Origin of the sequence: Andreprevotia lacus DSM 23236, assembly GCF_900176275.1 — a bacterium.
GTDB classification, from domain to species: Bacteria; Pseudomonadota; Gammaproteobacteria; order Burkholderiales; family Chitinibacteraceae; genus Andreprevotia; species Andreprevotia lacus.
Genome location: NZ_FWXD01000010.1, coordinates 53,330 through 75,049, shown reverse-complemented (window position 1 = coordinate 75,049; position 21,720 = coordinate 53,330). Strand labels below are relative to the sequence as shown.

Annotated in this window: 25 protein-coding genes; 5 read left to right on the top strand and 20 right to left on the bottom strand. The window is 61.9% G+C overall.

Annotation, left to right across the window (positions count from 1 at the left end):
• Window positions 1-12: 12 nt before the first annotated feature.
• Complete coding sequence (gene rlmN, locus B9A19_RS09970) at window positions 13-1,146, bottom strand: dual-specificity RNA methyltransferase RlmN (protein ID WP_084090727.1); 1,134 nt, start codon at window positions 1,144-1,146, stop codon at window positions 13-15.
• A gap of 16 nt (window positions 1,147-1,162) precedes the next feature.
• Window positions 1,163-1,591, bottom strand: coding sequence for a nucleoside-diphosphate kinase (gene ndk / locus B9A19_RS09965; protein ID WP_084090651.1), 429 nt, complete (start codon window positions 1,589-1,591; stop codon window positions 1,163-1,165).
• A 250-nt stretch (window positions 1,592-1,841) separates the two neighbouring features.
• On the opposite strand from ndk, the gene B9A19_RS09960 reads away from it, so the two are divergent.
• Together B9A19_RS09960 and serB are read left to right on the top strand one after the other, a co-directional pair.
• A complete protein-coding gene (locus B9A19_RS09960) occupies window positions 1,842-2,591 on the top strand; it encodes an SPOR domain-containing protein (protein ID WP_084090650.1) in 750 nt (249 codons plus the stop codon).
• Between the two features lie 103 nt (window positions 2,592-2,694).
• Entirely contained in the window at window positions 2,695-3,534 is an 840-nt protein-coding gene (gene serB, locus B9A19_RS09955) for a phosphoserine phosphatase SerB (RefSeq protein WP_084090649.1), read from the top strand.
• A 13-nt stretch (window positions 3,535-3,547) separates the two neighbouring features.
• Here the strand turns inward: serB and B9A19_RS09950 are convergent, their stop codons facing one another.
• The 7 genes from B9A19_RS09950 to B9A19_RS09920 all read right to left on the bottom strand — a co-directional run bounded on the left by B9A19_RS09950 (window position 3,548) and on the right by B9A19_RS09920 (window position 11,878).
• Window positions 3,548-3,778, bottom strand: coding sequence for a DUF2789 domain-containing protein (locus B9A19_RS09950; protein ID WP_084090648.1), 231 nt, complete (start codon window positions 3,776-3,778; stop codon window positions 3,548-3,550).
• A gap of 55 nt (window positions 3,779-3,833) precedes the next feature.
• Window positions 3,834-4,196 carry a gamma-glutamylcyclotransferase family protein gene (locus B9A19_RS09945; protein ID WP_084090647.1) on the bottom strand — a complete coding sequence of 121 codons (363 nt, stop codon included), beginning with the start codon at window positions 4,194-4,196 and terminating at the stop codon, window positions 3,834-3,836.
• On the bottom strand, window positions 4,196-5,458 hold the full coding sequence (locus B9A19_RS09940; RefSeq protein WP_084090646.1) for a chitinase N-terminal domain-containing protein: 1,263 nt from the start codon (window positions 5,456-5,458) through the stop codon (window positions 4,196-4,198). The genes B9A19_RS09945 and B9A19_RS09940 overlap by 1 nt, the downstream gene beginning before the upstream one ends.
• Before the next feature lie 86 nt (window positions 5,459-5,544).
• Window positions 5,545-7,866, bottom strand: a complete 2,322-nt coding sequence (locus tag B9A19_RS09935) for a glycosyl hydrolase family 18 protein (protein ID WP_084090645.1) — start codon at window positions 7,864-7,866, stop codon at window positions 5,545-5,547.
• Between the two features lie 658 nt (window positions 7,867-8,524).
• Window positions 8,525-10,216 (bottom strand): single-stranded-DNA-specific exonuclease RecJ, encoded by a 1,692-nt coding sequence (gene recJ, locus B9A19_RS09930; RefSeq protein WP_084090726.1) that lies wholly within the window; start codon window positions 10,214-10,216, stop codon window positions 8,525-8,527.
• Complete coding sequence (locus B9A19_RS09925; protein WP_084090644.1) at window positions 10,216-11,214, bottom strand: hypothetical protein; 999 nt, start codon at window positions 11,212-11,214, stop codon at window positions 10,216-10,218. Before B9A19_RS09925 ends, recJ begins: the two co-directional genes overlap by 1 nt.
• 76 nt (window positions 11,215-11,290) lie before the next feature.
• Complete coding sequence (locus B9A19_RS09920) at window positions 11,291-11,878, bottom strand: DUF2214 family protein (protein ID WP_139798764.1); 588 nt, start codon at window positions 11,876-11,878, stop codon at window positions 11,291-11,293.
• Between the two features lie 32 nt (window positions 11,879-11,910).
• Here B9A19_RS09920 and B9A19_RS22545 point away from each other — a divergent pair, with 32 nt between their 5' ends.
• The gene (locus B9A19_RS22545; RefSeq protein ID WP_176216874.1) at window positions 11,911-12,051 is read left to right on the top strand and encodes a hypothetical protein; all 141 of its coding nucleotides are present in this window, start codon (window positions 11,911-11,913) and stop codon (window positions 12,049-12,051) included.
• Between the two features lie 123 nt (window positions 12,052-12,174).
• Here B9A19_RS22545 and scpB read toward each other — a convergent pair whose 3' ends face one another.
• The 10 genes from scpB to cysM form a co-directional block, all read right to left on the bottom strand.
• Window positions 12,175-12,744: an SMC-Scp complex subunit ScpB gene (gene scpB, locus B9A19_RS09915; RefSeq protein WP_084090642.1), complete on the bottom strand. Its 570-nt coding sequence runs from the start codon at window positions 12,742-12,744 to the stop codon at window positions 12,175-12,177.
• Window positions 12,741-13,577 (bottom strand): segregation and condensation protein A, encoded by an 837-nt coding sequence (locus tag B9A19_RS09910; protein ID WP_084090641.1) that lies wholly within the window; start codon window positions 13,575-13,577, stop codon window positions 12,741-12,743. Before B9A19_RS09910 ends, scpB begins: the two co-directional genes overlap by 4 nt.
• Window positions 13,574-13,942, bottom strand: a complete 369-nt coding sequence (locus tag B9A19_RS09905; RefSeq protein ID WP_084090640.1) for a hypothetical protein — start codon at window positions 13,940-13,942, stop codon at window positions 13,574-13,576. The genes B9A19_RS09910 and B9A19_RS09905 overlap by 4 nt, the downstream gene beginning before the upstream one ends.
• Window positions 13,943-14,104: 162 nt before the next feature.
• Window positions 14,105-15,307 carry a tryptophan--tRNA ligase gene (locus tag B9A19_RS09900; protein ID WP_084090639.1) on the bottom strand — a complete coding sequence of 401 codons (1,203 nt, stop codon included), beginning with the start codon at window positions 15,305-15,307 and terminating at the stop codon, window positions 14,105-14,107.
• Window positions 15,308-15,370: 63 nt separating this feature from the next.
• Window positions 15,371-16,057, bottom strand: coding sequence for a site-2 protease family protein (locus tag B9A19_RS09895; protein ID WP_084090638.1), 687 nt, complete (start codon window positions 16,055-16,057; stop codon window positions 15,371-15,373).
• Window positions 16,058-16,083: 26 nt separating this feature from the next.
• Window positions 16,084-16,707 carry an L-threonylcarbamoyladenylate synthase gene (locus B9A19_RS09890; protein WP_084090637.1) on the bottom strand — a complete coding sequence of 208 codons (624 nt, stop codon included), beginning with the start codon at window positions 16,705-16,707 and terminating at the stop codon, window positions 16,084-16,086.
• A 10-nt stretch (window positions 16,708-16,717) separates the two neighbouring features.
• On the bottom strand, window positions 16,718-17,236 hold the full coding sequence (locus B9A19_RS09885) for a dihydrofolate reductase family protein (protein ID WP_084090636.1): 519 nt from the start codon (window positions 17,234-17,236) through the stop codon (window positions 16,718-16,720).
• Window positions 17,236-18,078: a 3',5'-nucleoside bisphosphate phosphatase gene (locus tag B9A19_RS09880; protein ID WP_084090635.1), complete on the bottom strand. Its 843-nt coding sequence runs from the start codon at window positions 18,076-18,078 to the stop codon at window positions 17,236-17,238. Before B9A19_RS09880 ends, B9A19_RS09885 begins: the two co-directional genes overlap by 1 nt.
• Complete coding sequence (locus tag B9A19_RS09875; RefSeq protein ID WP_084090634.1) at window positions 18,075-18,410, bottom strand: SemiSWEET transporter; 336 nt, start codon at window positions 18,408-18,410, stop codon at window positions 18,075-18,077. Before B9A19_RS09875 ends, B9A19_RS09880 begins: the two co-directional genes overlap by 4 nt.
• Window positions 18,407-19,309, bottom strand: a complete 903-nt coding sequence (cysM, locus tag B9A19_RS09870) for a cysteine synthase CysM (RefSeq protein WP_084090633.1) — start codon at window positions 19,307-19,309, stop codon at window positions 18,407-18,409. Before cysM ends, B9A19_RS09875 begins: the two co-directional genes overlap by 4 nt.
• 138 nt (window positions 19,310-19,447) lie before the next feature.
• Here cysM and B9A19_RS09865 point away from each other — a divergent pair, with 138 nt between their 5' ends.
• Both B9A19_RS09865 and B9A19_RS09860 read left to right on the top strand, forming a co-directional pair.
• Window positions 19,448-20,392, top strand: a complete 945-nt coding sequence (locus tag B9A19_RS09865; RefSeq protein WP_084090632.1) for a hypothetical protein — start codon at window positions 19,448-19,450, stop codon at window positions 20,390-20,392.
• A 36-nt stretch (window positions 20,393-20,428) separates the two neighbouring features.
• Window positions 20,429-20,674, top strand: a complete 246-nt coding sequence (locus B9A19_RS09860; RefSeq protein ID WP_084090631.1) for a pentapeptide repeat-containing protein — start codon at window positions 20,429-20,431, stop codon at window positions 20,672-20,674.
• A 44-nt stretch (window positions 20,675-20,718) separates the two neighbouring features.
• Here the strand turns inward: B9A19_RS09860 and rfaD are convergent, their stop codons facing one another.
• A complete protein-coding gene (gene rfaD / locus B9A19_RS09855; RefSeq protein WP_084090630.1) occupies window positions 20,719-21,720 on the bottom strand; it encodes an ADP-glyceromanno-heptose 6-epimerase in 1,002 nt (333 codons plus the stop codon).

Below are 21,720 nucleotides of genomic sequence, written 5' to 3'. Positions count from 1 at the left end.
TCGGTCCTCACGTCAGGGGCGGAATATGATCGGTTTTGCTTCCATTGCCGCGGCATGCTTCTCGGCACGCCGGGTCTTGTCCTTCACCTGACCAGCCAACTGGCCGCAGGCGGCGTCAATATCGTCGCCGCGGGTTTTCCGTACCGTTGCCACATAACCGGCTTCGACAAGGATATCCCGGAACGCGAGGATAGCATCACGGCCCGAACGATTGTAGTCCGCACCCGGAAACGGGTTCCACGGAATCAGGTTGATCTTGCACGGCACCTCACGCACCAGCGCTGCGAGCTGGCGCGCATGCTCGGGCTGATCGTTGATACCGGCCAGCATCACATACTCAAAAGTGATGAAATCGCGCGGTGCCTTTTCCAGATAACGATTGCAGGCCGCCAGCAGCTCTTTCAACGGATATTTCTTGTTGATGGGCACGATTTCGTCGCGAATCGCGTCATTCGGCGCATGCAGCGACACGGCCAGCGACACCGGGCAGGCATCGCGCAACTTGTCCATGGCGGGCACGATGCCCGAGGTAGACAGCGTGACGCGACGACGACTCAGCCCATAGGCGTTGTCATCCAGCATCAGCCGCATGGCGGCTACCACGTTGTCGAAATTGGCCAGCGGCTCGCCCATGCCCATCATGACGATGTTGGTCACCTTGCGGCCACCTGGCTCCAGTGGCGTCTCGCCGATACGGGCCTGCGCATCGGTCAGGCGGTTTTCCGCCCACCACAGCTGACCGATGATCTCGGCCACGCTCAGGTTGCGGTTAAAGCCCTGCTTGGCGGTCGAGCAGAAGGTGCAATCGAGCGCGCAGCCCACCTGGCTGGATACACACAAGGTGCCGCGATCATCCTCGGGGATGAACACGGTTTCAATGCCGTTGCCGACATTGACGTCCAGCAGCCATTTGGCCGTACCGTCCGAGGCGATTTTCTCGGATAGCAGGTCCGGGGCCTTGATTTCAGCATCGTGCGTGAGCTTTTCACGCAGGCTTTTGGCGATATCGGTCATCTGCGCAAAATCGGCCTCGCCACGCTGATGAATCCATTTCATCAGTTGCTTGGCGCGGAAAGGCTTCTCGCCCAACTGAGTCATCAGCTCGGCAAGACCGTCCGCATCGTAATTGAGCAGATTGACCGACATCATTCCCTTCCCGGTCTTAGCGACCTGCGTACACTTCGCTCGAGGCGAAGAAGTAAGCGATTTCGATTGCAGCATTTTCCAGCGAATCGGAGCCATGCACGGCATTGGCGTCGATCGAAGCGGCGAAGTCGGCGCGAATGGTGCCGGCGTCAGCCTTCTTCGGGTCGGTAGCACCCATCAGTTCACGGTTCTTCAGCACGGCGCCTTCGCCTTCCAGCGCCTGGATCATCACCGGGCCGGACACCATAAAGGTCACCAGATCATTGAAGAACGGGCGTTCCTTGTGCACGGCGTAGAAGCCTTCGGCTTCAGCGCGCGACAGTTGCTTGAATTTGGCAGCAACGATCTTCAGGCCAGCCGATTCAAAACGGTCGTAGATCTTGCCGATCACGTTCTTGGCAACTGCATCGGGTTTGATGATCGACAGTGTGCGTTCAATAGCCATGATTACTCCAAAATAGGTGTTAAAGGTTGAATTGCAGATGTGTATTGATCAGCCACCGGCACGGGCGGCACGGCAACAATCGAATTCGTTTACAAGCCCCATCGCTTTGGGATAGCCTCGCTGGCAAAGAGCACATCCGGACCCCACGCCAGACCTGCGACGCAGGCTGAATAGCCGGACAGTATAGCAAATCTATACCACCTCTGCCTTACACCCCGATTAAAGATTCAATCGAGCACACAGCAGCGCAATGAGCGACGGATTCGACCCGATACTGCAACAGGCCGAACAGCGCCGCCTGCGCGAGCAGGTTTACTGGCGGCTGGGCATTGCCGCCGGCCTGATCATCGTCGTACTGGGCGGCATCTACCTGCTGGACCGGCCGGACGAAAAGCCCAAGCTGGAAACCACCACCAGCACGCCGCGCATTGCCCCGCAAGCCAGCGAGCCCACCCAGGCCCCCACCGAAGAGCCGGCCTCTGCCGTGGCCAGCGAACCTGCCGCTGCCAGCGCGCCGGGGGCCACCCTCACCCCCACCACAGCCCCGACACCAACGACGGCGCCCACCGCAGCACCGGCCGCCGCAGCGACCGTACGCCCTACTTCAACGCCCATCTCGGGCAAAGTGCCGCCGCGCATTACCAACGCACCAGCACCGGTCAATACCGCACCACCGGTCATCCAGACACCGGCCAGCCCGCACACGCCGGCACGAGCAGCCGCACGCGATGCAGACCGCCTGCTGCAACCCGGCAGTCTGCTGCCCCCCGCCGACCAACCCGAGGCAGTACGCGGCCCCGGCGGCTACAGCGTACAGGCTGGCGTGTTCCTGCACGCCGACAATGCCGAGAAGCTGCTCAAGCGCCTGCAGACCGCCGGCATTCCGGCCTATCTGGAAACCCGCGTGCAAATCGGGCCATTCAAGAACAAGGCGGAGGCCGATGCTGCCGCCGCCAAGCTGCGCGCACTGGGCATAGAGCCGGTCCTGAAAAACAACTGATCATCATTCCCTGTGGATTCCCTGTGGACGGCGGGAGTCGAACCCGCGTCCGCCGCTGGCTCGGCTATAATCGCGCTTTTGCGCCTTTCAAAGCCCTGCCGCCATGCATCGCCTCGTCATCCAAGCCCCGAACATCGCCACGCAAGACCTCAAGCAGCTCGCCCGGCTGTCCGATGCCTACCAGATCGATGCGATCAACCAGCAGGCCTTCCGTCTGCTCGGCGCGCACATCGACAATGACGAAGCGGTAGCCGATTTCTGCGAGAGCAATCAGCTCGATTATGCCTTCATCCCGGAGGACGCCAACGTGCACGATATCGGTCTGGTGGTGATGGACATGGACTCCACCTTGATCACCATCGAGTGCATCGACGAAATCGCAGACATGGTCGGGATCAAACCGCAAGTGGCCGACATCACTGCTGCCGCAATGCGTGGCGAACTGGATTTCCGCGAGAGCCTTACCCGCCGCGTAGCACTGCTGGCCGGCCTGGAGGAAAGCGCGCTGGCGCGCGTTTACGATGAACGCCTGCAATTGATGGCCGGCGCAGAAAAAATGCTCAAGGGCTTCCAGCAGGCAGGCGCGAAAACGCTGCTGATTTCCGGCGGTTTCACCTTCTTCACCGGCAAGCTGCAAACCCGCTTGAGCCTGAGCCGCGCGATTGCCAATGTGCTGGAAATCGACAACGGCAAGCTCACCGGCAAGGTCAACGGCGATATCGTCGATGCGGAACGCAAGAAAACCGAGCTGATTGCCTTCCGCGAAGAGCTGGGCCTGCGCCGCGACCAGGTGGTTGCCATCGGCGATGGCGCCAACGACCTGCCCATGCTGCACGAGGCCGGCTATGGCGTAGCCTGCCACGCCAAGCCCAAGGTCAAGGCCGAAGCGCCGTACAGCATCAATCAGGTGGGACTGGAAGGCGTACTCAACTACTTCCTGTGAGCGCTTGCGACGGCTAGTGGCTCAATCTTGCCGCCAGTTCGTCGATCACCTCGGCCCAATCGCCGTCGCGGTCGATTTCCTCGGCCAGAAAGCGCGCCTGGGCGTCATTCCAGAATGGCGCAGCGGCCAGCTCATCGCCGCGGCCGATATGATGCGCATGCAGGAACAACGCGATCGATGCCGCATCATCGGGCAGGCCCAACTGTCCGAACAATGCCGTCAGATCATGCTTGCTGGTATCCATCACTCCTCCTTGCCACACTCGCGTGGCGTGGCCCTGCAAGCATAGCCGATCCAGCCTAGCGTCGTACTTCCTCGAACACGCCCCGCTCCAGCAACACACCGGTGGGTTGCGGGTGGAAATACGTCCAAGCCTGTACCACCGCCCCGTCGCTCAGTCGCACCGGAATTTGCCGACGGCAATAGTCGTCGGGATGAGCCTCCAGAATATCCAGCTTGTGCAGCCCCGCCATGCTGACGCGATATACCTCGCCCTCGACCGGATAAAGCGCCTGCCCGTCATACAGGAACGGGTATTGAATGGTGTACAGCGCGTAATGCGCCACCGTGCTGGCCGACCCCAGACAGGGCGCCTTGTCCATCCAGTGATGGTTGCTGCAACCTTGCTTGAGCGTGCCGTAAACAAAAACCAGTTCGCTCATTATTGCGCGCCACCTGCCATATTGCGCTGGCCCGACTGCGTTTCGGCCTCGTCGGGCGTGAATGCTGCGCTGTCGATGCACTCGTCCTTGCGGCACAGCCGCACCGCCAGTGCGCCGGACACATCCAGCCGCGCCACGCGGCCATCGCCGCACCAGCTGCTGATGCGCGTCTTGGGTGTGCCCGGCTCGGCGGCCATGCATTCCCGCACGCCGCCCTGCTGCTTGCCAAACACCTTGCCGGTGCCCGTATCCACCCATTGCCAGCGCTCGGGCTTGCCGGCACTGGCGTAGCGCGGCAGGCTCCAGCCCACTACCCAGCCGTCGACCGTGGTGGCCTGCAGCGCCAGCACGGGCGCGGGTGGCTGCGCGGTCGGCAGAATCACTTCCAGCGCCTCGCTGCTGCTTTCGGCGCACTCAAGTCCGCTGCACAAACGCACCTGCAGCGCATGTTTGCCCGGCTGCAAGCCATTGAGGGTGATGCGGCCCGCCTGGCTGTGGGCGTCGCTGACCTCGAAAGCCGCCGACTCCACCAGCACCTTGCCGGCATCCAGCACCTGCCAATAGCGGCCGGTATTACCCCACCACATATTCCACGCCAGCTCGACCGGCTCGCCGGTGGTCACACTGGGCAGCCAGTTGATTTGCGGCGCATCGGGCTTGCCCGTTGCCGCCTCGCTGCCCTGCCCGCCATCTACCCAAGTCTGGGCACTGACGACGGTACACGCTGGCTGGCTGCTGTTCTTGCCCTGCGCATTCACGGTATTGCACAGCCTGACTTCCAGCGCGTGACGGCCCGCAGGCAGGTCGTCCACGCTCACTACGCCACTCTGTACCGAAACAATCTTGACGTCGGTAATGCCGGTATTCACCAGCGGGCGTTGCGTGAAGTTGCGGCTGCGGATGCGCAGCACGCCGTTGTCCCAGACCTCCCAATATTCGGCCGTGGTGCCATAACCGATATCCCAGCCTATCTTGACACTGTTGCCGGTGAGCTTGGCAGGAATGGCATCCAGCGTCGGCTTCATCGGCGTATCGGGTGCTGCAGGTGGAATGCTGTCGCCAAAATCGGTGGGCTTGAGCGGCTTGGGGTCGCGCTCGTCCAGCACCGGCTGCAATGGGGGCGCAATGGTCTGACAATCGAGCATGCCATGGCTGGCTGGCTTGCAAACGCGCTCGCCCAATGCCTCAGCCTCGGACGGGGTGAGCAATACGGCGTGGCTTGCACCTGACAGGCACAGCAGCGTGGCAAACATCCAGCGCATGATCTCTCTCCTTCTGGCCGCCGATACCGGCACGCACCGCGCGGCAGCTGTTTCAGCGAGACTTTACACTGCCACGGCCAGCGGCGTCAGTCCGCAAACCATGCCGGATACAACGCGCGCAGTCGTGACACATACTGCCGGCGTACCGGCACGACGGTTTTGCCAACGATCAATTCGCACGCACCACGCGTTTTGGCCTCTGCCCGCACTACGCGGCGCGGGTTGACCAGATACGAACGATGCACCTGCAGCAGCACGTCATCAGGGAAGTACAGCCGGATGGTGCGCAAGCGCAGCGTGATGTACAGCGGCATGGCTCCATCCATGCAGTGTATGCCGCTATAGCCCTTGTCGGCGCGTATGAACAACAGCCGCTCGCGCCGCGAGGCGATCTCGTACAGCTCCGACAGCACATGTGGCTGGCGCGTCAACTCGGTCAATTGCTGGCGGATCAACGCCAACTGGGCCAGCAAATGGCGCAGCATGGCTTCGTCGTCCGGGCTGGCGGCGGTATCAAACGCCACTGCCAGCACCTGATCGGCGTTGTCATCAGGAACAATCCACGCCTGCGCCTTGTCCGCACTGAGCTGCAGGGCACCTTCGGCGCCTTCGGGGCGGGTAATCTCCTGCTCCGGCCAGTCACCAAGCTGTTGCTGCACCTCACCGTCCTGCATCAGCCTGACCGCACGCACGCCTTGCTCGTTGGCCAGAAAACCCATCACCGTTTCCAGCATGCGCTCGACACTGCGTTGCTCACCCAGCGTCTGCGCCAGCCGGCTGAGGTTATCCAGCCGCTCTGCCAGCGGCGATACTGCGGCAACGGCATCCGGCATCGCCTCGATCGATGACGTTTGCATTCCGCCCTGGCCCGGCGGCAGCAAGGGCAGGAGTTGGTGCGCCATCATCGGCAGTTGTGCCGCCAAGGGCGCCAGCGGCGCCAATTGTGCTTGCATGCCGGCCCGTTGCTGCAGCTGTTGATAATGCCGCCAGCTCACCTCCAGCAAGGGCAGCAGTGTCTGGATATTGGCTTGCACCGCCCGCACCGTCTCGACCTCGCGCCGCAACGCCTGCCTGCGCCGCAGGTAGTGGTACAACAACACGCCGCCGGCCAGCGCCAGCAAGGTGAAGATCACTCCCAGCAAGGGGTCCAGCCATACGGGCCGGCTCTCCCAGGCACTATCCCAGAGCGCCAACTGCCCCAGCAGCGGGTGGTAGTGACGATAGCTGTGCCGCAACAGGCTGTGCGCGCCTGGTGCATCGCTACCCAGCTGCCACAGTGCTACGCCGGCATAACCGGCCTGGTCGGCAAAATCGAGCTTCTCGCTGGCGGCACGCGGGCTTTCGAAGGTAACAAACTGGCGGCGCTGCGCGTTGTACAGAAAGCTGGCGTGGGCGACGTCGTCCCAGTATTCAACATAGTTTGGGTCGGCCAGCATGTAGCGTACTTCGCTGGCGGTAAAGGTGCCGGTGGGGCCGGTATCGGTATCGTCCCAGCTGCCGAAGGGCCGGCCGGTCGCCTTCTGGTACAGCCCGTGCGCATGCGGGTCGACGCCGATCCAGCTGGTCGCCTCCAGATCCAGCGCCAGCAGTAGCTTGCTGGCGGGTACGCCGCGCTGGCGCAGCACCTCGGCCACGTGCGCAACATTGTTGCCATCGCGGCCGCGCAGCGGTGCACTGTGTGTGGTATGCAGCGCGTCATCCCCCTGGAAATCGAATGCGCTGACCACGGCAAAATCCACCGGTGCAACCTCGTCACGGGTCAACGGTGGCTGCAACTGCGTGCCGTTCACCCCCAAGGTGGTGCTCAGTGTGTAGTGCCGCCCCGTGGCGTGCCCGCGCAGATCCATCGCGCCGCGCAACGCTTGCAGCAACAGCGCCTTGTTGACCTGATCATCCGGACGCGGGTGCAGCTCGGGAGTGCCGCCAACCACCGGGTATTGCCAGTCAATCTCGATACCGTCAAAACAATGGCGGTCGATGAAATCCAGCGCGTTGGCGGCAAAGCGGGCGCGCAGCACCGGATCGGCAGCAATCGCCGGGAACGGTGTCGACCAGTTCCAGCCGCCGATGGACAGCAGCGTTTTCAGATGCGGATAGCGGGTCTTGATTTCACGCAGCTTGGCATAGCCTCCCCGCACCGAGCCCGGCCCCTCGGGCCCACTGTAGGCAAAACTCAGGTCGGCCACGTAGTCGCCCGGCGTAATGCTCGCATCGGGGTGCGGGCGGGCATACACATAGGTCAGATAGTCCAGTTGCTCGAACGGAATCTGTGCCAGCGAGTTCTGGTTCTGGAATATGGTCCAGAACGGGTAGTAACCAACGATCAGCGGCTTGGCAACGGCAGGCAGCGCCACAAACAGCATGGCAGCGCACAAAGCCAGCAAGCCGCGCAGGGCTGGTCGGGCCATGCGCGCATCTCCTCTCACATTGACCTCGTCAGCGGGCCAATTCTGTGCTGCTGATTGTAAGCCTGAATACGCCGCACACAGGCCGAAAGCGCTATCAAAGCAGCCAAAAAACCACGCTTTCCGTGAAACGCGCAAACAGGGTTTTCACGCCCAAGCTACTGATTTCAATCAGGGAAGATGCCATTTCGTGAAATGCCCTGCCTACCCCTCTTGGCCCGGGCGGCGACAAGGGCGAAGCTGACGTCGTGCCGCCAACCTGCGCTGGTGGCACGGCACCATTTCCCCTGGCGCCAAAACAAGCAGGATGGAGGAGTACCCAGCAGGACCAGCGTCGCTCCGGCTGCCATCAGGGCAGCGGTGCGCTTTGTGGCAACGGGCAGGCTGCCCGTTGCCAACGCTGCAACCAGCGGGTGCACCACACCAGCTGCTGCACGCCCGGGCCCGTGCCTGACGATTTCCTCTGGCATTCGGCCCGGCATTGCGCCGGGCCATTTTTTTGACCGGGCCCGCGCCACCGATGCGGAGAACGAGGCAATTGCGCGGAACAGCGCAATGGCCAGCGGCTGTTTCACCCGTCGGCGCCAGCCCGTAGCCGAGGTGTTCGATTACTTGACCTTCACCATCCGGACACCGCGGACTGAAGGGATATCACAACCACTCAGGCGGCATCGCAATACTCGATCAGCAACTGCAAGGCCCGCTCGCCACGAAACTCGTTGATGCCCACGCTATAGACCGCCCGAATGGTGGGGGGCAACGGATCGGCATGCTGGAAGCGCATGGCACCCACCTGCTGGCCGTATTCATTGGCCAGCCGCAACCGCAAATGACGCTCGCCGACGATGCGTTGCTCGATCACCTTGAACGTGCCCTCGAAACGCGGCGCCGGAAAGCCCTGCCCCCACACCTGCGATTCCAGCTTTTCGGCCACGGTGAAATTGAGCGCGTCGGCCGGCAGCTCGCCATCGGTTTCGATCACGTGCGTCAGCACCGATTCATCCATCAACTCACGACAAACTGCCTCGAAGGCCTGCCGGAAGCGCTCGAAATCATCGCTGCGCAAGCTCAAGCCTGCCGCCATGGCGTGACCGCCGAACTTCACGATCAGGTCAGGGTGACGCTTGGACACCAGATCGAGCGCATCGCGCAGATGCAGCCCCTGTATCGAGCGCCCCGAGCCCTTGATCTCGCCTTCGCCACCATCGGCAAACACGATGGTCGGCCGGTGGAAACGATCTTTCACGCGCGAAGCCACAATGCCGATCACGCCCTGGTGCCAGTCCGGCCGGTACAGCGCGATGCTGTAGCAATCTTCCACCGCCACCGACAGCAAGGCGGTTTCGGCTTCTTCGCGCATGCCGGCTTCGATTTCGCGCCGGGCGCGGTTCATCTGATCCAGCTCGCGCGCCAGCGGCATGGCGGCTGCCTCGCTATCGGCCAGCAGGCAGGCGATGCCCAGGCTCATGTCATCCAGCCGCCCAGCGGCATTCAAACGCGGCCCGAGGGTGAAACCCAGATCGAAGCAACTGGCCTTGGCTGCATTGCGCCCGGCTGCGGCAAACAGCGCCGCCACGCCGGCACTTGCGCGCCCCGCACGCATGCGCTTGAGGCCCTGCTCGACCAGGATGCGGTTGTTGGCATCCAGCTTCACCACGTCGGCCACGGTGCCCAGTGCCACCAGGTCAAGCAATACCGCCAGATTCGGCTCGGCGCGTTCGGCAAAGGCATTGCGCGTGCGCAGCTCGGCGCGCAGCGCCAGCAGCACGTAGAACATCACGCCGCAGCCAGCCAGATTCTTGCTCGGAAACGGGCAACCCGGCTGGTTGGGATTGACGATCAGGCAATCGGGCAAGCTGTCGCCGGGCAAATGGTGATCGGTCACCAGCACATCGATGCCACGCGCCTTGGCTGCCGCAACGCCAGCCACGCTGGCAATACCGTTATCGACGGTGACGATCAGATCAGGCTGTTTTTGCGCGGCGAGCGCGACGATCTCGGGCGTCAGCCCGTAGCCATACTCAAAGCGGTTGGGCACAACGAAATCGATCGCCGCGCCCAGCATGCCCAGGCCACGCATGGCCACGCTGCAGGCCGTGGCACCATCGGCATCATAGTCGGCCACAATGAGGATGCGCTCGCGCGCGGCAATGGCATCGGCCAGCCGCACAGCAGCCTCGCAGATGCCCTTCATGCCGGCCGGCGGCAACAGGTTGCGCAGCTCGTGCTCCAGCTCCTGCGGCGAGGCGATGCCACGCGCAGCGTACAGGCGCGCCTCCAGCGGGCTGAGACCGGCACCCTGCAGTTGCTGCTGCAGCGCGGGTGATATTTCTCGGGCACGGATCAGCGACATCATGCCTCCCATGGCCAGCGCGCACGCTGCCAGAAGTGCCAGAGCTGGCTGCGCTTCACCTGTACGCTGCGCCCCAGCTCGGGAAAAGTCAGCGTGACGCTGGCAATGCGGCCATCCTGCAGCGTGGCTAGCGCGGGTGCAAGCCAGGCTTGCTCCAGTTGCTGCCAGCCCTCATACCAGGCTTGCGCATCGCCATACAGCGCGCCGTTGCGCAGTTGCGGCAGGAGCGCCAACGTATCGCGCGCCAGTTCGGGCAATTGCACAGGCAAGGGTTGTGCGTCGGCGCCTCTGCCGTGCAGCAATGCCGCCAGCAGTGCGTCGTCACCCAGCACCTGCAAGGCCGGCACTTGCGGCCAGCTTGCCAGCGGGTGCACGCCACCGCCCCACGGCCAGACGCTGTTGATGGCCGGCTTGCCGGCAGCAACACGCGCATCGTTGACCGGGTGGGCATACAAACACATCTGCATTTCGTTCAGCAGCCGGTGCCAACGCAAGGCATCCACGCCCTGCGGCAGCAGACTATCGACATTGCGGCCCAAGGCTTCGTCAAAAGCGGTAAAGGTCAAACCAGGGTCGGCGGGCAGGCGTAGATACCAGCGCAGCGGCGTTGCGGCAACAAATTCGAAGCCGTCTTCGGCAAACACCTTGTTGAGGCCGGCACACAGGCCATCGGCCTCGGCCTGCGTGAGCGAGAACGCGCGGCCATCCAGCATCACCAGTTGATCACGATCCGGCCGCAGATGCACCGGGTCGGCACGCAGCCAGTAGCCCGGCTGTGCATCGGGCAGGTCGGCCTGCAAGGTGAGTGGCGCAACAGACGCATCGGCCAGACCAAACAGGCTGGCCAGATGGGCCTGCCAGCTGGCAGCGGGAATGGGCTGGCGCCGCCCCCGGCCGATCAGCCGGGTGAGCGCAGGGGTAACAAGTGCCTTGGCAATGGCGGTGCGGCCGGCCGCATCAGGCCAGTCGGCATGGGGAATGACTAAATGCAGATTCATGCCGCATTTTACCCCAGCTTGCGGCCCGGCCGGCGAAACACCGGCCGGGCTTCACCCCCTCAAGGCACAGGACAGGTCAGGCGCCGTGGGCAGACGTACTCAGCCAGTTGGCTGGCTCATTACGCCCCAGACCAATGGCGAGGGTAATGCCGGTGAGTATGGCAGCTGCTGCAATGCAGCAGAAAACCAGCATCACTTCACCATAAGGCATGACCTTGTTCCACGGCCGGGCAATACCCAGAAATGCCGCAAACAACCAGCTGCATCCGGAAATGGCGCCCAGCAAGGCCAATTTGGCCCGCTCGGATACAGGCAGTGCAATAAAGGCGATTCTTTTCTGCAATGCCGGAAAGGCAATTGAATGCAGCAAACCACCATTGATGGTCAGCAATATCACCACCGTGACTTTGGCCCACAATTTCGGATTGGCCAGATATTGCGCGCCATCCTGCAAATAACCCAGCGTGATCAACATCAAGCCACTGAACCACAAAATCGCCAGTGTCGTGGATGCAGTACGCTGCGTGGACTGCAAATAGCCAAGGCGCGTGCTGTCCAGCGGCTTCTTGCGCCAGGCCCACAATCGCCTGTCGGCCTTGAGCACGGTTGCAAGCGCAATACAGGTGGTTAAAAGGTGAATATAAACCATTATCATTTTCAACATTACACCATCTCCTCATCATTTGGCAGCGGCGTATGGCAATTGAATCGCTCGTGGGTGGCCGCCTGTTATTGATTAAGCCTGTTCCGGCTGGATGGACGATGCAGCAATTTCCGCACACTGACGGTGCTTATGAAGTGGAAATTGCTGCGGCCAGCCGCAAACAAGCCAAATGATTCTATCCGAGGGAGTGAATGACGCTGGACTAGCGTGAGAAACGGCAAGCTGCTGTTGCTGCAAACATACAATGCAATTATTCAGCAGTAAATTCTAATAAAATCAGATAAAAATTTACTGCACTATTCTGCAGTGGATTCCGGCAATACCAGGCCCTGCAATTCGGCCAGTGGCGGCAACTCGCTCAGCCTGGACAGGCCAAGGTCATCGAGAAACTGCGGCGTAGTGCCCAGCAGTTCGGGGCGGCCCGGCACGTCCTTGTGGCCCAGCACTTCCAGCCAGCCGCGCTCTTTCAGCGTCTGGATGATGGCACTGGAAACCGTCACGCCGCGTATCTCTTCGATATCGCCGCGCGTTACCGGCTGGCGATAGGCGACGATGGCCAGCGTTTCCATTACCGCGCGCGAGTAACGCGGCGGTTTTTCCGGCTGCAGGCGGTCCAGATGCGGCTGCATTTCCAGCCGGGCACGAAAGCGCCAGCCCGATGCCAGCCGCACCAGTTCGACGCCACGCCCGCTCCATTCGCCTTGCAGTGCCTCCAGCTGGTCGTTGAGTACCGTGGCCGGCGGCTCGTCGGCAAACAAACGCTTGAGCGTGTTGACCGACAACGGGTCCTGCGCGGTCAGCAAGGCAGTTTCAACCACCATGCGGATGTGGGCCAGCTCGCGGTCGGTGTATTTGGCATCGCTCATGGCAGCGGGATGGCCTCGTGGGATTCTTCGGCACTGGACAGCCGCACATAGATGGGGGCAAAGCCCTCGTCCTGGCTGACCACAATGTACTTTTCCTTCACCAGCTCCAGCACCGCGCTGAAGGTCACCACCAGCAGTGGAATGCCCTGCGCGGTATCGAACAGCGTTTCAAAACGCGCAAAGCGCCCGTCCTGCAACAACTTGAGAATGGCCGACATCTGCTCGCGCACCGACAGCGCGCTGGTGGCGATCTTGTGATGCTGGTTGCGCTTGGCGCGCGCGAGGATGCCCTGCCAGGCCGCGCGCAGATCGGCGGCGCTCACATCAGGCAGGCGCACGATCATTTCGCGCTCGAACAGCACCGCCACCACCTGGAAATCACGCCCGGCCTGCGGCAACTGGTCCAGCTCGAACGCGGCCAGCTTCATCTGCTCGTATTCCAGCAGCCGGCGCACCAGCTCGGCACGCGGGTCGTTCTCGTTGTCTTCGCTGGCGCTCGGGCGTGGTAGCAGCAGGCGGGATTTGATTTCGATCAGCACTGCGGCCATGAGCAGGTATTCGGCTGCCAGCTCAAGCTGGCTGGCCTTCATCGCCTCGATATACTTCATGTACTGGCGCGTGACCTCGGCCATCGGGATATCGAGGATGTCGAGGTTCTGCTTGCGGATCAGGTACAGCAGCAGGTCGAGCGGCCCCTCGAACGATTCGAGCAGCACGCGCAGCGCGTCGGGCGGAATATAGAGATCAAGCGGCAGCTCGTTCACCGGCTCGCCCAGCACATGCGCCAGCGGTGCGGCCGAGGATGCTGGCAGCAGTTCGGTTACGTCACTCATGCGTCGGGCAGGTCGCCCTCACCCCAGCGGATGCGGCGGCGGCGCATGCGCTGCACACGCTCGGGCAGATTAAGCGCGCGGCCCAGCAGCAACAGCAAGCCCCACAGCATCATCAACACCGGCACCAAAAAGCGCCAGCCAATCTCGTTGTGGTCATGCACGAAGGTAGCCAAGCCGCCGGCAATCAGCAGCGGGCCGGTGACGATGCTGCTGCGGTTCAGCCCCTCGGCCACCAGCACGGCCATGCCGCCTGCAATCAGGCCGAGGATGACGATCCAGTTTGCATCGGGCAGCAGGTGCAGCTCGCTTACCAGCCAGCCGGCACCGAAGATGATCAGGATGATGGGAAACAGCGTATCGCGCATGACTTTTCCTTGTCGATGGCTGCGCCAACCGGCAACAGCCGCACAGGCCACGCAGCCCATGCATACGACATGACGCTAACACCAAATGTTGCCGCTGCCATGCGGCGTATTCACACCGCCGCGTGGCCTGGGGCCGGCATATTCACACCGGCCCGCAGGGCATCAGGTGTAGGACAGCCCCATGGCCTCGCGCACGTCGCGCATGGTCTCGCGCGCCAGCTCGCGCGCGCGCTCACAGCCATCGGCCACGATGTTCTTGATCAGTGTCGGGTCTTCCAGATACGGCTGCGCACGCTCGAACATCGGCTTTTGCTCGGCCAGCACGGCCTCGATCACCGGGGTCTTGCACTCGATACAACCGATACCGGCGCTCTTGCAGCCTTCCACCACCCAGTTTTTCGTGCTGTCATCTGAATACACCTGGTGCAGCTGCCATACCGGGCATTTTTCCGGATCGCCCGGATCGTTGCGGCGCACGCGTGCCGGGTCGGTAGGCATCACCTTGATCTTTTTGGCCACGGTATCGGCATCTTCGCGCAGCGAGATGGTGTTGCCATAGGACTTGGACATCTTCTGCCCGTCCAGCCCCGGCATGCGCGATGCAGCAGTCAGCAGCGGCTGGCACTCCGGCAGGATCATCTTGCCGCCGCCTTCCAGGTAGCCGAACAGGCGCTCGGTATCACCATGGCTCAGGTTCTGCGCCTCGGCCAGCAGTGCACGGCCAGCCTCCAGCGCCTCGACGTCGCCAGCCTGCTGGTAGCGGGTGCGCAGCTCTTCGTACAGCTTGCCCTTCTTGCCGCCCATTTTCTTGATGGCCGCCTGCGCCTTCTCTTCGAAGCCCACTTCCTTGCCGTACAAGTGGTTGAAGCGGCGCGCGATTTCGCGGGTGATTTCCAGATGCGGCACCTGATCCTCGCCCACCGGCACCAGATTGCCGCGATACAGCAGGATGTCCGCGCTCATCAGCACCGGATAGCCCAGGAAGCCATACATGCCCAGATCCTTGTGCGACAGCTTGTCGATCTGGTCCTTGTAGGTCGGCACCCGCTCCAGCCACGACAGCGGCGTCATCATCGACAGCAGCAGGTGCAGCTCGGCATGTTCGGGCACGCGGCTCTGGATGAAAATGGCCGATTGCGCCGGGTCCACGCCGGCCGCCACCCAGTCGATCACCATGTCCCACACGCTCTTTTCGATGATGCTCACGTCGTCATAGCTGGTGGTCAGCGCATGCCAGTCGGCCACCATGAACAGGCATTCGTATTCGCTTTGCAGCTTGACCCAGTTCTTCAGTACGCCGTGGTAGTGACCGAGGTGCAGCTTGCCGGTCGGGCGCATGCCGGAGAGAACGCGATCGGGGAACATGTATTCAAATCCTAAATAGGGTGGTTCTAGACAGGTGTCATTCTAGCAGGCCATCGCCTTGCATCAGAATCGCGGAACCAATAACTCGATGGGTAGTTGGAAAATAGCGCCAATAACGGTAAATCCGCTCAGCATCATTGGCCAGAGGATAACGCCCAATACCTTCATGATCATCAAGCCGATCAGGATGAAGAAGCCATAGGGCTCAATCCTGGATAGTAACTCGGCTTGACGGTGGGGCAACAAGGACACAAGGACACGACCTCCATCCAGAGGCGGAATCGGGAGCAAATTCAACATCATCAGACTCAAATTGATGTACACGCCGGCTGCGGCCATTTGCCACAGCGCAGTAGCAAGCCCAAAGCCACCGGAGTGCACAGCAATCCACACCATTGCCCCCCAGAACAGCGCCATGAGGAAGTTGGCCAGCGGGCCGGCAATCGCAACCCAGAACATATCGCCTTTCGGGTTGCGCAAACGACTGAAACGTACGGGCACTGGCTTGGCATAGCCAAACATGAAGCTGCCTGGCAGGACAAGAAACAGCAAAGGCAGCGCAATGGTACCGATCGGATCGATGTGCTTGAGCGGATTGAGCGAAATGCGACCGAGCTTCCACGCGGTGTCATCGCCGAAATGTCGTGCGACGTAGCCGTGCGCGGCCTCGTGCACGGTAATGGCAAACAGCACTGGAATTGCCCAGATGCAGATATTGGAAATGATGCTGCTGATGTCTGTACTGCCCATGATATGTCCTGTTGAAACGGCGCGGGTCAAAGGCCGAAAGGCGCAAGCGAACCGCAGCCCTGGCGGATTACATGGGGGTAGTCCTCGGATAAATCCACCACCGTGGTCGGGTCCATGCCGCAGAAGCCACCATCGATGACCAGATCGACTTCATGCTCCAGCCGCTCGCGTATGCTCCACGCATCGGTCAGCGGCTCGGTTTCGTCGGGCAGCAGCAAGGTACTGGACAGCAGCGGCTCACCCAGTTCCTCCAGCAGCGCCAGCACCACCGGGTGATCGGGCACGCGCAGGCCGATGGTCTGCTTTTTCGGATGCCAGACACGGCGTGGCACATCCTTGGTGGCGCGCAGGATGAAGGTATAGCTGCCCGGCGTGGCTGCTTTCAGCATGCGATAGGTTCGGTTATCCACCTGCGCATATTGGCCCAGCTGCGACAGATCGTGGCACACCAGCGTGAAGTGGTGCTTGTCGTCCAGCTTGCGGATGCGCTTGATGCGCTCCAGCGCGTCCTTGTTGTCGAGCTGGCAACCCAGCGCATAACAAGAGTCGGTGGGGTACACCACCAGGCCGCCCTTGCGGATGATTTCCACGGCCTGTTTGATCAGGCGTGCCTGCGGCGTTTCGGGGTGTATGGCAAAAAACTGCGACAAGCGGATGTCCTCAGGATTTCAGGTAATGCAGTTGCACCAGTCCGTCGGCAAATTGCCGGCTGGATGCCAGTTGCCAGCGGCTGAACGGCACGCCGGAGAACAGCGGAACACCTTCGCCCAGCACCACCGGCACCAGGGTCAGGATGATTTCATCGACCAGGCCATCTTCCAGCCATTGCCGCACCGTGTTGGCGCCGCCCATCAGCCACACCTTGCGGTGCCCGGCAGCCTGCAGCCGGGCCAGCAATTGCGCCGGTGGCAGATCGGTGCATGCAACATCATCGCGGCCGGTCTGCAGCTGGCCGTGCGTGTAAACGTGGGTCTGCTTGCCGGCATAGGGCCAGTCGCCCATGCCGCACACCTGCGTATAGGTTGAACGGCCCATCACCAGTGCGTCGATACTGGCATAGTAGGCGGCGTAACCGTAGTCTTCACCCTCAAGCGGGATCGCCGGCAGCCAGTCGAGTCCGCCATCGCGGCCGGCAATATGGCCGTCGATCGAGGTCGCGATATACAGGCTGACCAGCATCAGGCCGTCATCCAGCGCGACCAGACCGGCGTGCAGCCATCGGGCAGATCGGGGTTCAGGCCAGGGTCGCGCGCGCCCTCGCCAGTGGCATGGAAATCGGTGCCACTGGAGGCCAGATAGCCGAACTCTTGCGCCAGCCGGCCAAAGCGTGCCGCCTCGTGCACACCATGCACGCCGGACACCACCTCGATACCCTCGCCGCCCAGCCGCTTGAACTCGGTCAGCAGCACGCGCATGGTCTCGTTGCCCATGTCATAGCGCGCCGGGTGCGCCAGCACCGCCACGCCGCCGGCGGCACGTATCCACTCTACCGCGTCGTGCAAGCGCGCCCATTCGTGCTCGACATAGCCGGGCTTGCCGCGCACCAGATATTTGTGGAACACGCTCTTGGTGTCCTTGCAGCGGCCGGTTTCCACCAGAAAACGCGCAAAGTGGGTACGGCTGAGGATTTCGGGATTGTCGGCGTGGCGCTGCGCGCCCTCCATTGCCCCCTCGATGCCCACCTTGGCCAGCGAGTCGCTCATGCGTTGCGCGCGCTCGTAGCGACCGGCACGCACCGTCGCCAGCCCCTCGGCAATCGCCGGGTGGGCCGGGTCAAAGCCCAGGCCAACGATATGCAGGGTGTGCTTGCCCCAGCTCACCGACACCTCGACGCCATTGACGAACTGCACGCCCAGCAGCGCCGCTTCATCGGCCGCATCGGCCAAGCCGCGCGTATCGTCATGGTCGGTCAGCGCCAGCATTTTGCAGCCGCGCCCTGCCGCTTTGCGCACCACTTCGCGCGGCGGCAGCAGGCCGTCCGATACGTTGGAATGACAATGCAGATCAACAGGCGTGGTCATGGTGCGCGGTCCGTTTCGAAGGAGTCAGCCACCTTGGCGGTGAGCTTGTGCATTTCCAGCTCGACCTCGGCCGCAATGCGGTCAAAGCGCAGCTTCATGACCAGCACACTGGCCGCCAACACCAGGGTGATGGCATTGGCGACGATCACCGGCATGGCATTGGCCAGAATGCCGTACACCAGCCACATGAACACCCCGGATACGAACAAGCAGTACATGCCCAACGAAATATCCTTGGCCGAGCGCGTACGCCAGACCATGATCACCTGCGGCACGAAGGCTGCCGTGGTACAGGCGCCGGCCATCAGGCCCAGCAGGTCGACCAGGTTCATGCCGGAAACACCCCGGTGGACAGATAGCGATCACCACGATCACACACGATGGACACGATCACCGCGTTTTCCACCGTCTTTGACAACGCCAGCGCCGCCGCCAGCGCCCCTCCGGACGAAATACCGGCAAAAATGCCTTCCTCGCGCGCCAGACGGCGGGCCATTTCTTCGGCCTCGGGCTGGCTCACCTCCAGCATGCGGTCGATCTTGCTGAAATCGCAGATCGCCGGCACGTATTCCACCGGCCATTTGCGGATGCCGGGAATGCTCGCGCCATCCATGGGCTGCACGCCGACAATCTGGACATCCGGATTCATTTCTTTCAGGTAACGGCCAGTGCCCATGATGGTGCCCGTCGTACCCATGCTGGAGACAAAATGCGTGATGGTGCCGGCGGTATCGCGCCAGATTTCCGGGCCGGTGGTCTCAAAGTGCGCCAGCGGGTTGTCCGGGTTGGCAAACTGATCCAGCACGATGCCCTGCCCCTGCGCCACCATGGTCATGGCCAGATCACGCGCCACTTCCATGCCTTCAACCAGAATCACCTCGGCACCATACGCCTTCATGCTCTGCACCCGTTCGACGCTGGAGCTGGCCGGCATGATCAACACCATGCGATAGCCCATCATTGCCGCCGCCATCGCCAGCGCGATGCCGGTATTGCCACTGGTGGCCTCGATCAGCGTATCACCGGGCTTGATGGTGCCGCGCGCCTGCGCATGGCGGATCATGCTCAGCGCCGGGCGGTCTTTTACCGAGCCGGCCGGGTTGTTGCCTTCGAGCTTGACGAGGATGGTGTTGGACGTATTGCCGGGCAGACGCTTGAGCCTGACCAGCGGCGTATTGCCGACAAAGTCTTCAAGCGTCTTGAATTCGGGGAGGGATGTGGGCGTGGTCATGGCTGCGATTATACGCGCAGCAACAGCCCGCCTGCGACCAGAGAACACCTGACCATGTCGATTGGCCCACATCAGTGAAAACTTGCCCGTCAGCACGCATTCAGGCACAAAGACATACCCACCCCACGGATAGACCTCATGCGCCGCCCCCTTGCCGCCCTGCTGCTACTTGCCATCAGCACTGCCACATTCGCCAATGATGTGGTGCTGCGTTTTGGTAGCCAACGCGAGGGGCAAGCCATCCTGGGCAAGCTGGACGAGTATGCCAGCCAGACTTCGGCTTACGAGCGGCAGGCCAAGCTCAAGCTGGATCGACCGCTCAGCGCTGCCGCCTTCAGCGCAGCACAGGGTAATGAGGTGCAGGACTGGGATAAGGCCGAGTTGCAACGACTGCTGCCCATGCTGGCGCGCATACACAACGATGTTGCCGCGTTCAAACTCAAGCCACCCGGCGAGATCATGCTGTTCAAGACCTCTGGGCGCGAAGAGGGCAACGCGGCCTACACGCGCGGCAACGGCATCTTTCTCAGCAGCAGCGATGTCGGCAAACCGGATCGTGAGCTGGAGGATGAAATCCGCCACGAGCTGTTCCATGTGCTGAGCCGGCACGACCGTCAGCTGCGCGAGCGCGCCTACGCCATCATCGGCTACACGCCCTGCCCCTTGCTGAGCGTGCCGCCTGAAATCGAAGCTTCGCGCATCAGCAACCCGGACGAGCCGCGCAATGCCAGCTATTGCATCGAGCTGACCATCGATGGTCATTCAGCGCGCTACACACCGATGCTGTTCAGTACGCTGGGCCACATACCCAAGGGCAAGGAGAACTTTTTCGACGGTCTGGTGATGCGACTGCTGCAAGTCAGCACCAGCGACGGGCGCAGCACCGCCGTGCGCGACGGCAAGGCACTGCAACTGATAGACCCGGAACAAACGCCGGCCTTCCTGAAAAAGACCGGCATGAATACCGGCTACCTGATCCACCCGGAAGAAACCATGGCCGACAATTTCGTGTTTGCCAGCCATCGCAACACCAGCGTGCCATCACCGTGGGTGGTGGAGCAGTTACTCAAAGTATTGCAATAACCCTCGCCGCCCTTACCCCTTCAAGGATGACATTTCATGGATGAAGCAGAAAACCCGCAATTACTCGGCCGCACCTTCAACCGGGTCGATCTGGGCAACTCAACCTTTCACGAGGTCAATCTGGCCAGCAGCATTTTCAACAATGTGGATTTTGTCGGTTCGACTTTCCACACCATCTCGTTTCAGGATGTGACAGTCGAAAATGTCGAACTCAGCGGCATGAAAATCAATGGCGTGCTGGTGAGCGAGCTGTTCCGCGTTTACCACGAACACAAACGCTGAGCCGCACGCCAAGCATGAAAAAGCGGGGCTAGCCCCGCTTTTCATCAACTACGCAGCAAAGCCCGTACGTAGCGGCTGACGCCCTGCTCCACCGTCAGGAAATCCTGCTCGTAGCCTGCTTCGCGCAATAGCGTGAGATCGGCTTCGGTAAAGCACTGGTACTTGCCCTTGAGCGCATCCGGGAAGTCGAAGTATTCCAGCAAGCCCTGCGCCAGCAGTTCGTCGCGGCTGAGCGCCGGTTTGCCCTCGGCAGCGCGGCAGGTATTGACCACGGTGACGGCGATGTCGTTGAACGGTTGCGCACGGCCGGTGCCGACGTTGTAGATGCCACAGACTTCCGGATTGTCGAGGAACCACAGGTTGACCTTGACCACATCCTCGACCGACACGAAATCACGCGTGTGGCCGCCCGCTTCATAGCCGCCGTATTCACCGAACAGCTTGACCTTGCCGGTCTCGCGATACTGGTTGAAGTTGTGGAAGGCCACCGAGGCCATGCGGCCCTTGTGCTGTTCGCGCGGACCGTAGACGTTGAAGTAACGAAAGCCGGCCACTTGCGCGGTAATGCGCTCGTCTTCCATGCGGCGGCGCAGGATCTGGTCAAACAGCAGCTTGGAATAACCGTAGACGTTGAGCGGTTGCTCGCAATCGGGCGTCTCGATGAAGCCGTTGCTGCCGTTGCCGTAGGTGGCGGCAGACGAGGCGTAGATGAACTGCGCCTCTTGCTGCTGCGCCCACTCGAACAGGGTCAGCGTGTACTGGTAGTTGTTGTCCATCATGTAGCGACCGTCGTGCTCCATGGTGTCGGAGCACGCGCCCTGATGCAGGATGGCGGTGATCTGGCCATCGTAGTCACCCGAAGCCAGCGCTTCGATGAAATCGAGCTTGTCGATGTAGTGCGCAATGCCCAGATCGACCAGATTGCGGAACTTGTCACCCTTGGTGAGGTTGTCGACCGCAATGATGTCGGTTTCACCGCGCTCGTTCAGCGCCTTGATCAGATTGGAGCCGATGAAGCCGGCCGCGCCGGTTACCACGATGGTCAT

Bases quoted from the DNA above. Each gene is read 5' to 3' on its own strand.
- rlmN (WP_084090727.1), bottom strand. From the start codon at position 1,146: ATGTCGGTCAATCTGCTCAATTACGATGCGGACGGTCTTGCCGAGCTG.
- ndk (WP_084090651.1), bottom strand. From the start codon at position 1,591: ATGGCTATTGAACGCACACTGTCGATCATCAAACCCGATGCAGTTGCC.
- B9A19_RS09960 (WP_084090650.1), top strand. From the start codon at position 1,842: ATGAGCGACGGATTCGACCCGATACTGCAACAGGCCGAACAGCGCCGC.
- serB (WP_084090649.1), top strand. From the start codon at position 2,695: ATGCATCGCCTCGTCATCCAAGCCCCGAACATCGCCACGCAAGACCTC.
- B9A19_RS09950 (WP_084090648.1), bottom strand. From the start codon at position 3,778: ATGGATACCAGCAAGCATGATCTGACGGCATTGTTCGGACAGTTGGGC.
- B9A19_RS09945 (WP_084090647.1), bottom strand. From the start codon at position 4,196: ATGAGCGAACTGGTTTTTGTTTACGGCACGCTCAAGCAAGGTTGCAGC.
- B9A19_RS09940 (WP_084090646.1), bottom strand. From the start codon at position 5,458: ATGCGCTGGATGTTTGCCACGCTGCTGTGCCTGTCAGGTGCAAGCCAC.
- B9A19_RS09935 (WP_084090645.1), bottom strand. From the start codon at position 7,866: ATGGCCCGACCAGCCCTGCGCGGCTTGCTGGCTTTGTGCGCTGCCATG.
- recJ (WP_084090726.1), bottom strand. From the start codon at position 10,216: ATGTCGCTGATCCGTGCCCGAGAAATATCACCCGCGCTGCAGCAGCAA.
- B9A19_RS09925 (WP_084090644.1), bottom strand. From the start codon at position 11,214: ATGAATCTGCATTTAGTCATTCCCCATGCCGACTGGCCTGATGCGGCC.
- B9A19_RS09920 (WP_139798764.1), bottom strand. From the start codon at position 11,878: ATGTTGAAAATGATAATGGTTTATATTCACCTTTTAACCACCTGTATT.
- B9A19_RS22545 (WP_176216874.1), top strand. From the start codon at position 11,911: ATGGCAATTGAATCGCTCGTGGGTGGCCGCCTGTTATTGATTAAGCCT.
- scpB (WP_084090642.1), bottom strand. From the start codon at position 12,744: ATGAGCGATGCCAAATACACCGACCGCGAGCTGGCCCACATCCGCATG.
- B9A19_RS09910 (WP_084090641.1), bottom strand. From the start codon at position 13,577: ATGAGTGACGTAACCGAACTGCTGCCAGCATCCTCGGCCGCACCGCTG.
- B9A19_RS09905 (WP_084090640.1), bottom strand. From the start codon at position 13,942: ATGCGCGATACGCTGTTTCCCATCATCCTGATCATCTTCGGTGCCGGC.
- B9A19_RS09900 (WP_084090639.1), bottom strand. From the start codon at position 15,307: ATGTTCCCCGATCGCGTTCTCTCCGGCATGCGCCCGACCGGCAAGCTG.
- B9A19_RS09895 (WP_084090638.1), bottom strand. From the start codon at position 16,057: ATGGGCAGTACAGACATCAGCAGCATCATTTCCAATATCTGCATCTGG.
- B9A19_RS09885 (WP_084090636.1), bottom strand. From the start codon at position 17,236: ATGCTGGTCAGCCTGTATATCGCGACCTCGATCGACGGCCATATTGCC.
- B9A19_RS09880 (WP_084090635.1), bottom strand. From the start codon at position 18,078: ATGACCACGCCTGTTGATCTGCATTGTCATTCCAACGTATCGGACGGC.
- B9A19_RS09875 (WP_084090634.1), bottom strand. From the start codon at position 18,410: ATGAACCTGGTCGACCTGCTGGGCCTGATGGCCGGCGCCTGTACCACG.
- cysM (WP_084090633.1), bottom strand. From the start codon at position 19,309: ATGACCACGCCCACATCCCTCCCCGAATTCAAGACGCTTGAAGACTTT.
- B9A19_RS09865 (WP_084090632.1), top strand. From the start codon at position 19,448: ATGCGCCGCCCCCTTGCCGCCCTGCTGCTACTTGCCATCAGCACTGCC.
- B9A19_RS09860 (WP_084090631.1), top strand. From the start codon at position 20,429: ATGGATGAAGCAGAAAACCCGCAATTACTCGGCCGCACCTTCAACCGG.
- rfaD (WP_084090630.1), bottom strand. From the start codon at position 21,720: ATGACCATCGTGGTAACCGGCGCGGCCGGCTTCATCGGCTCCAATCTG.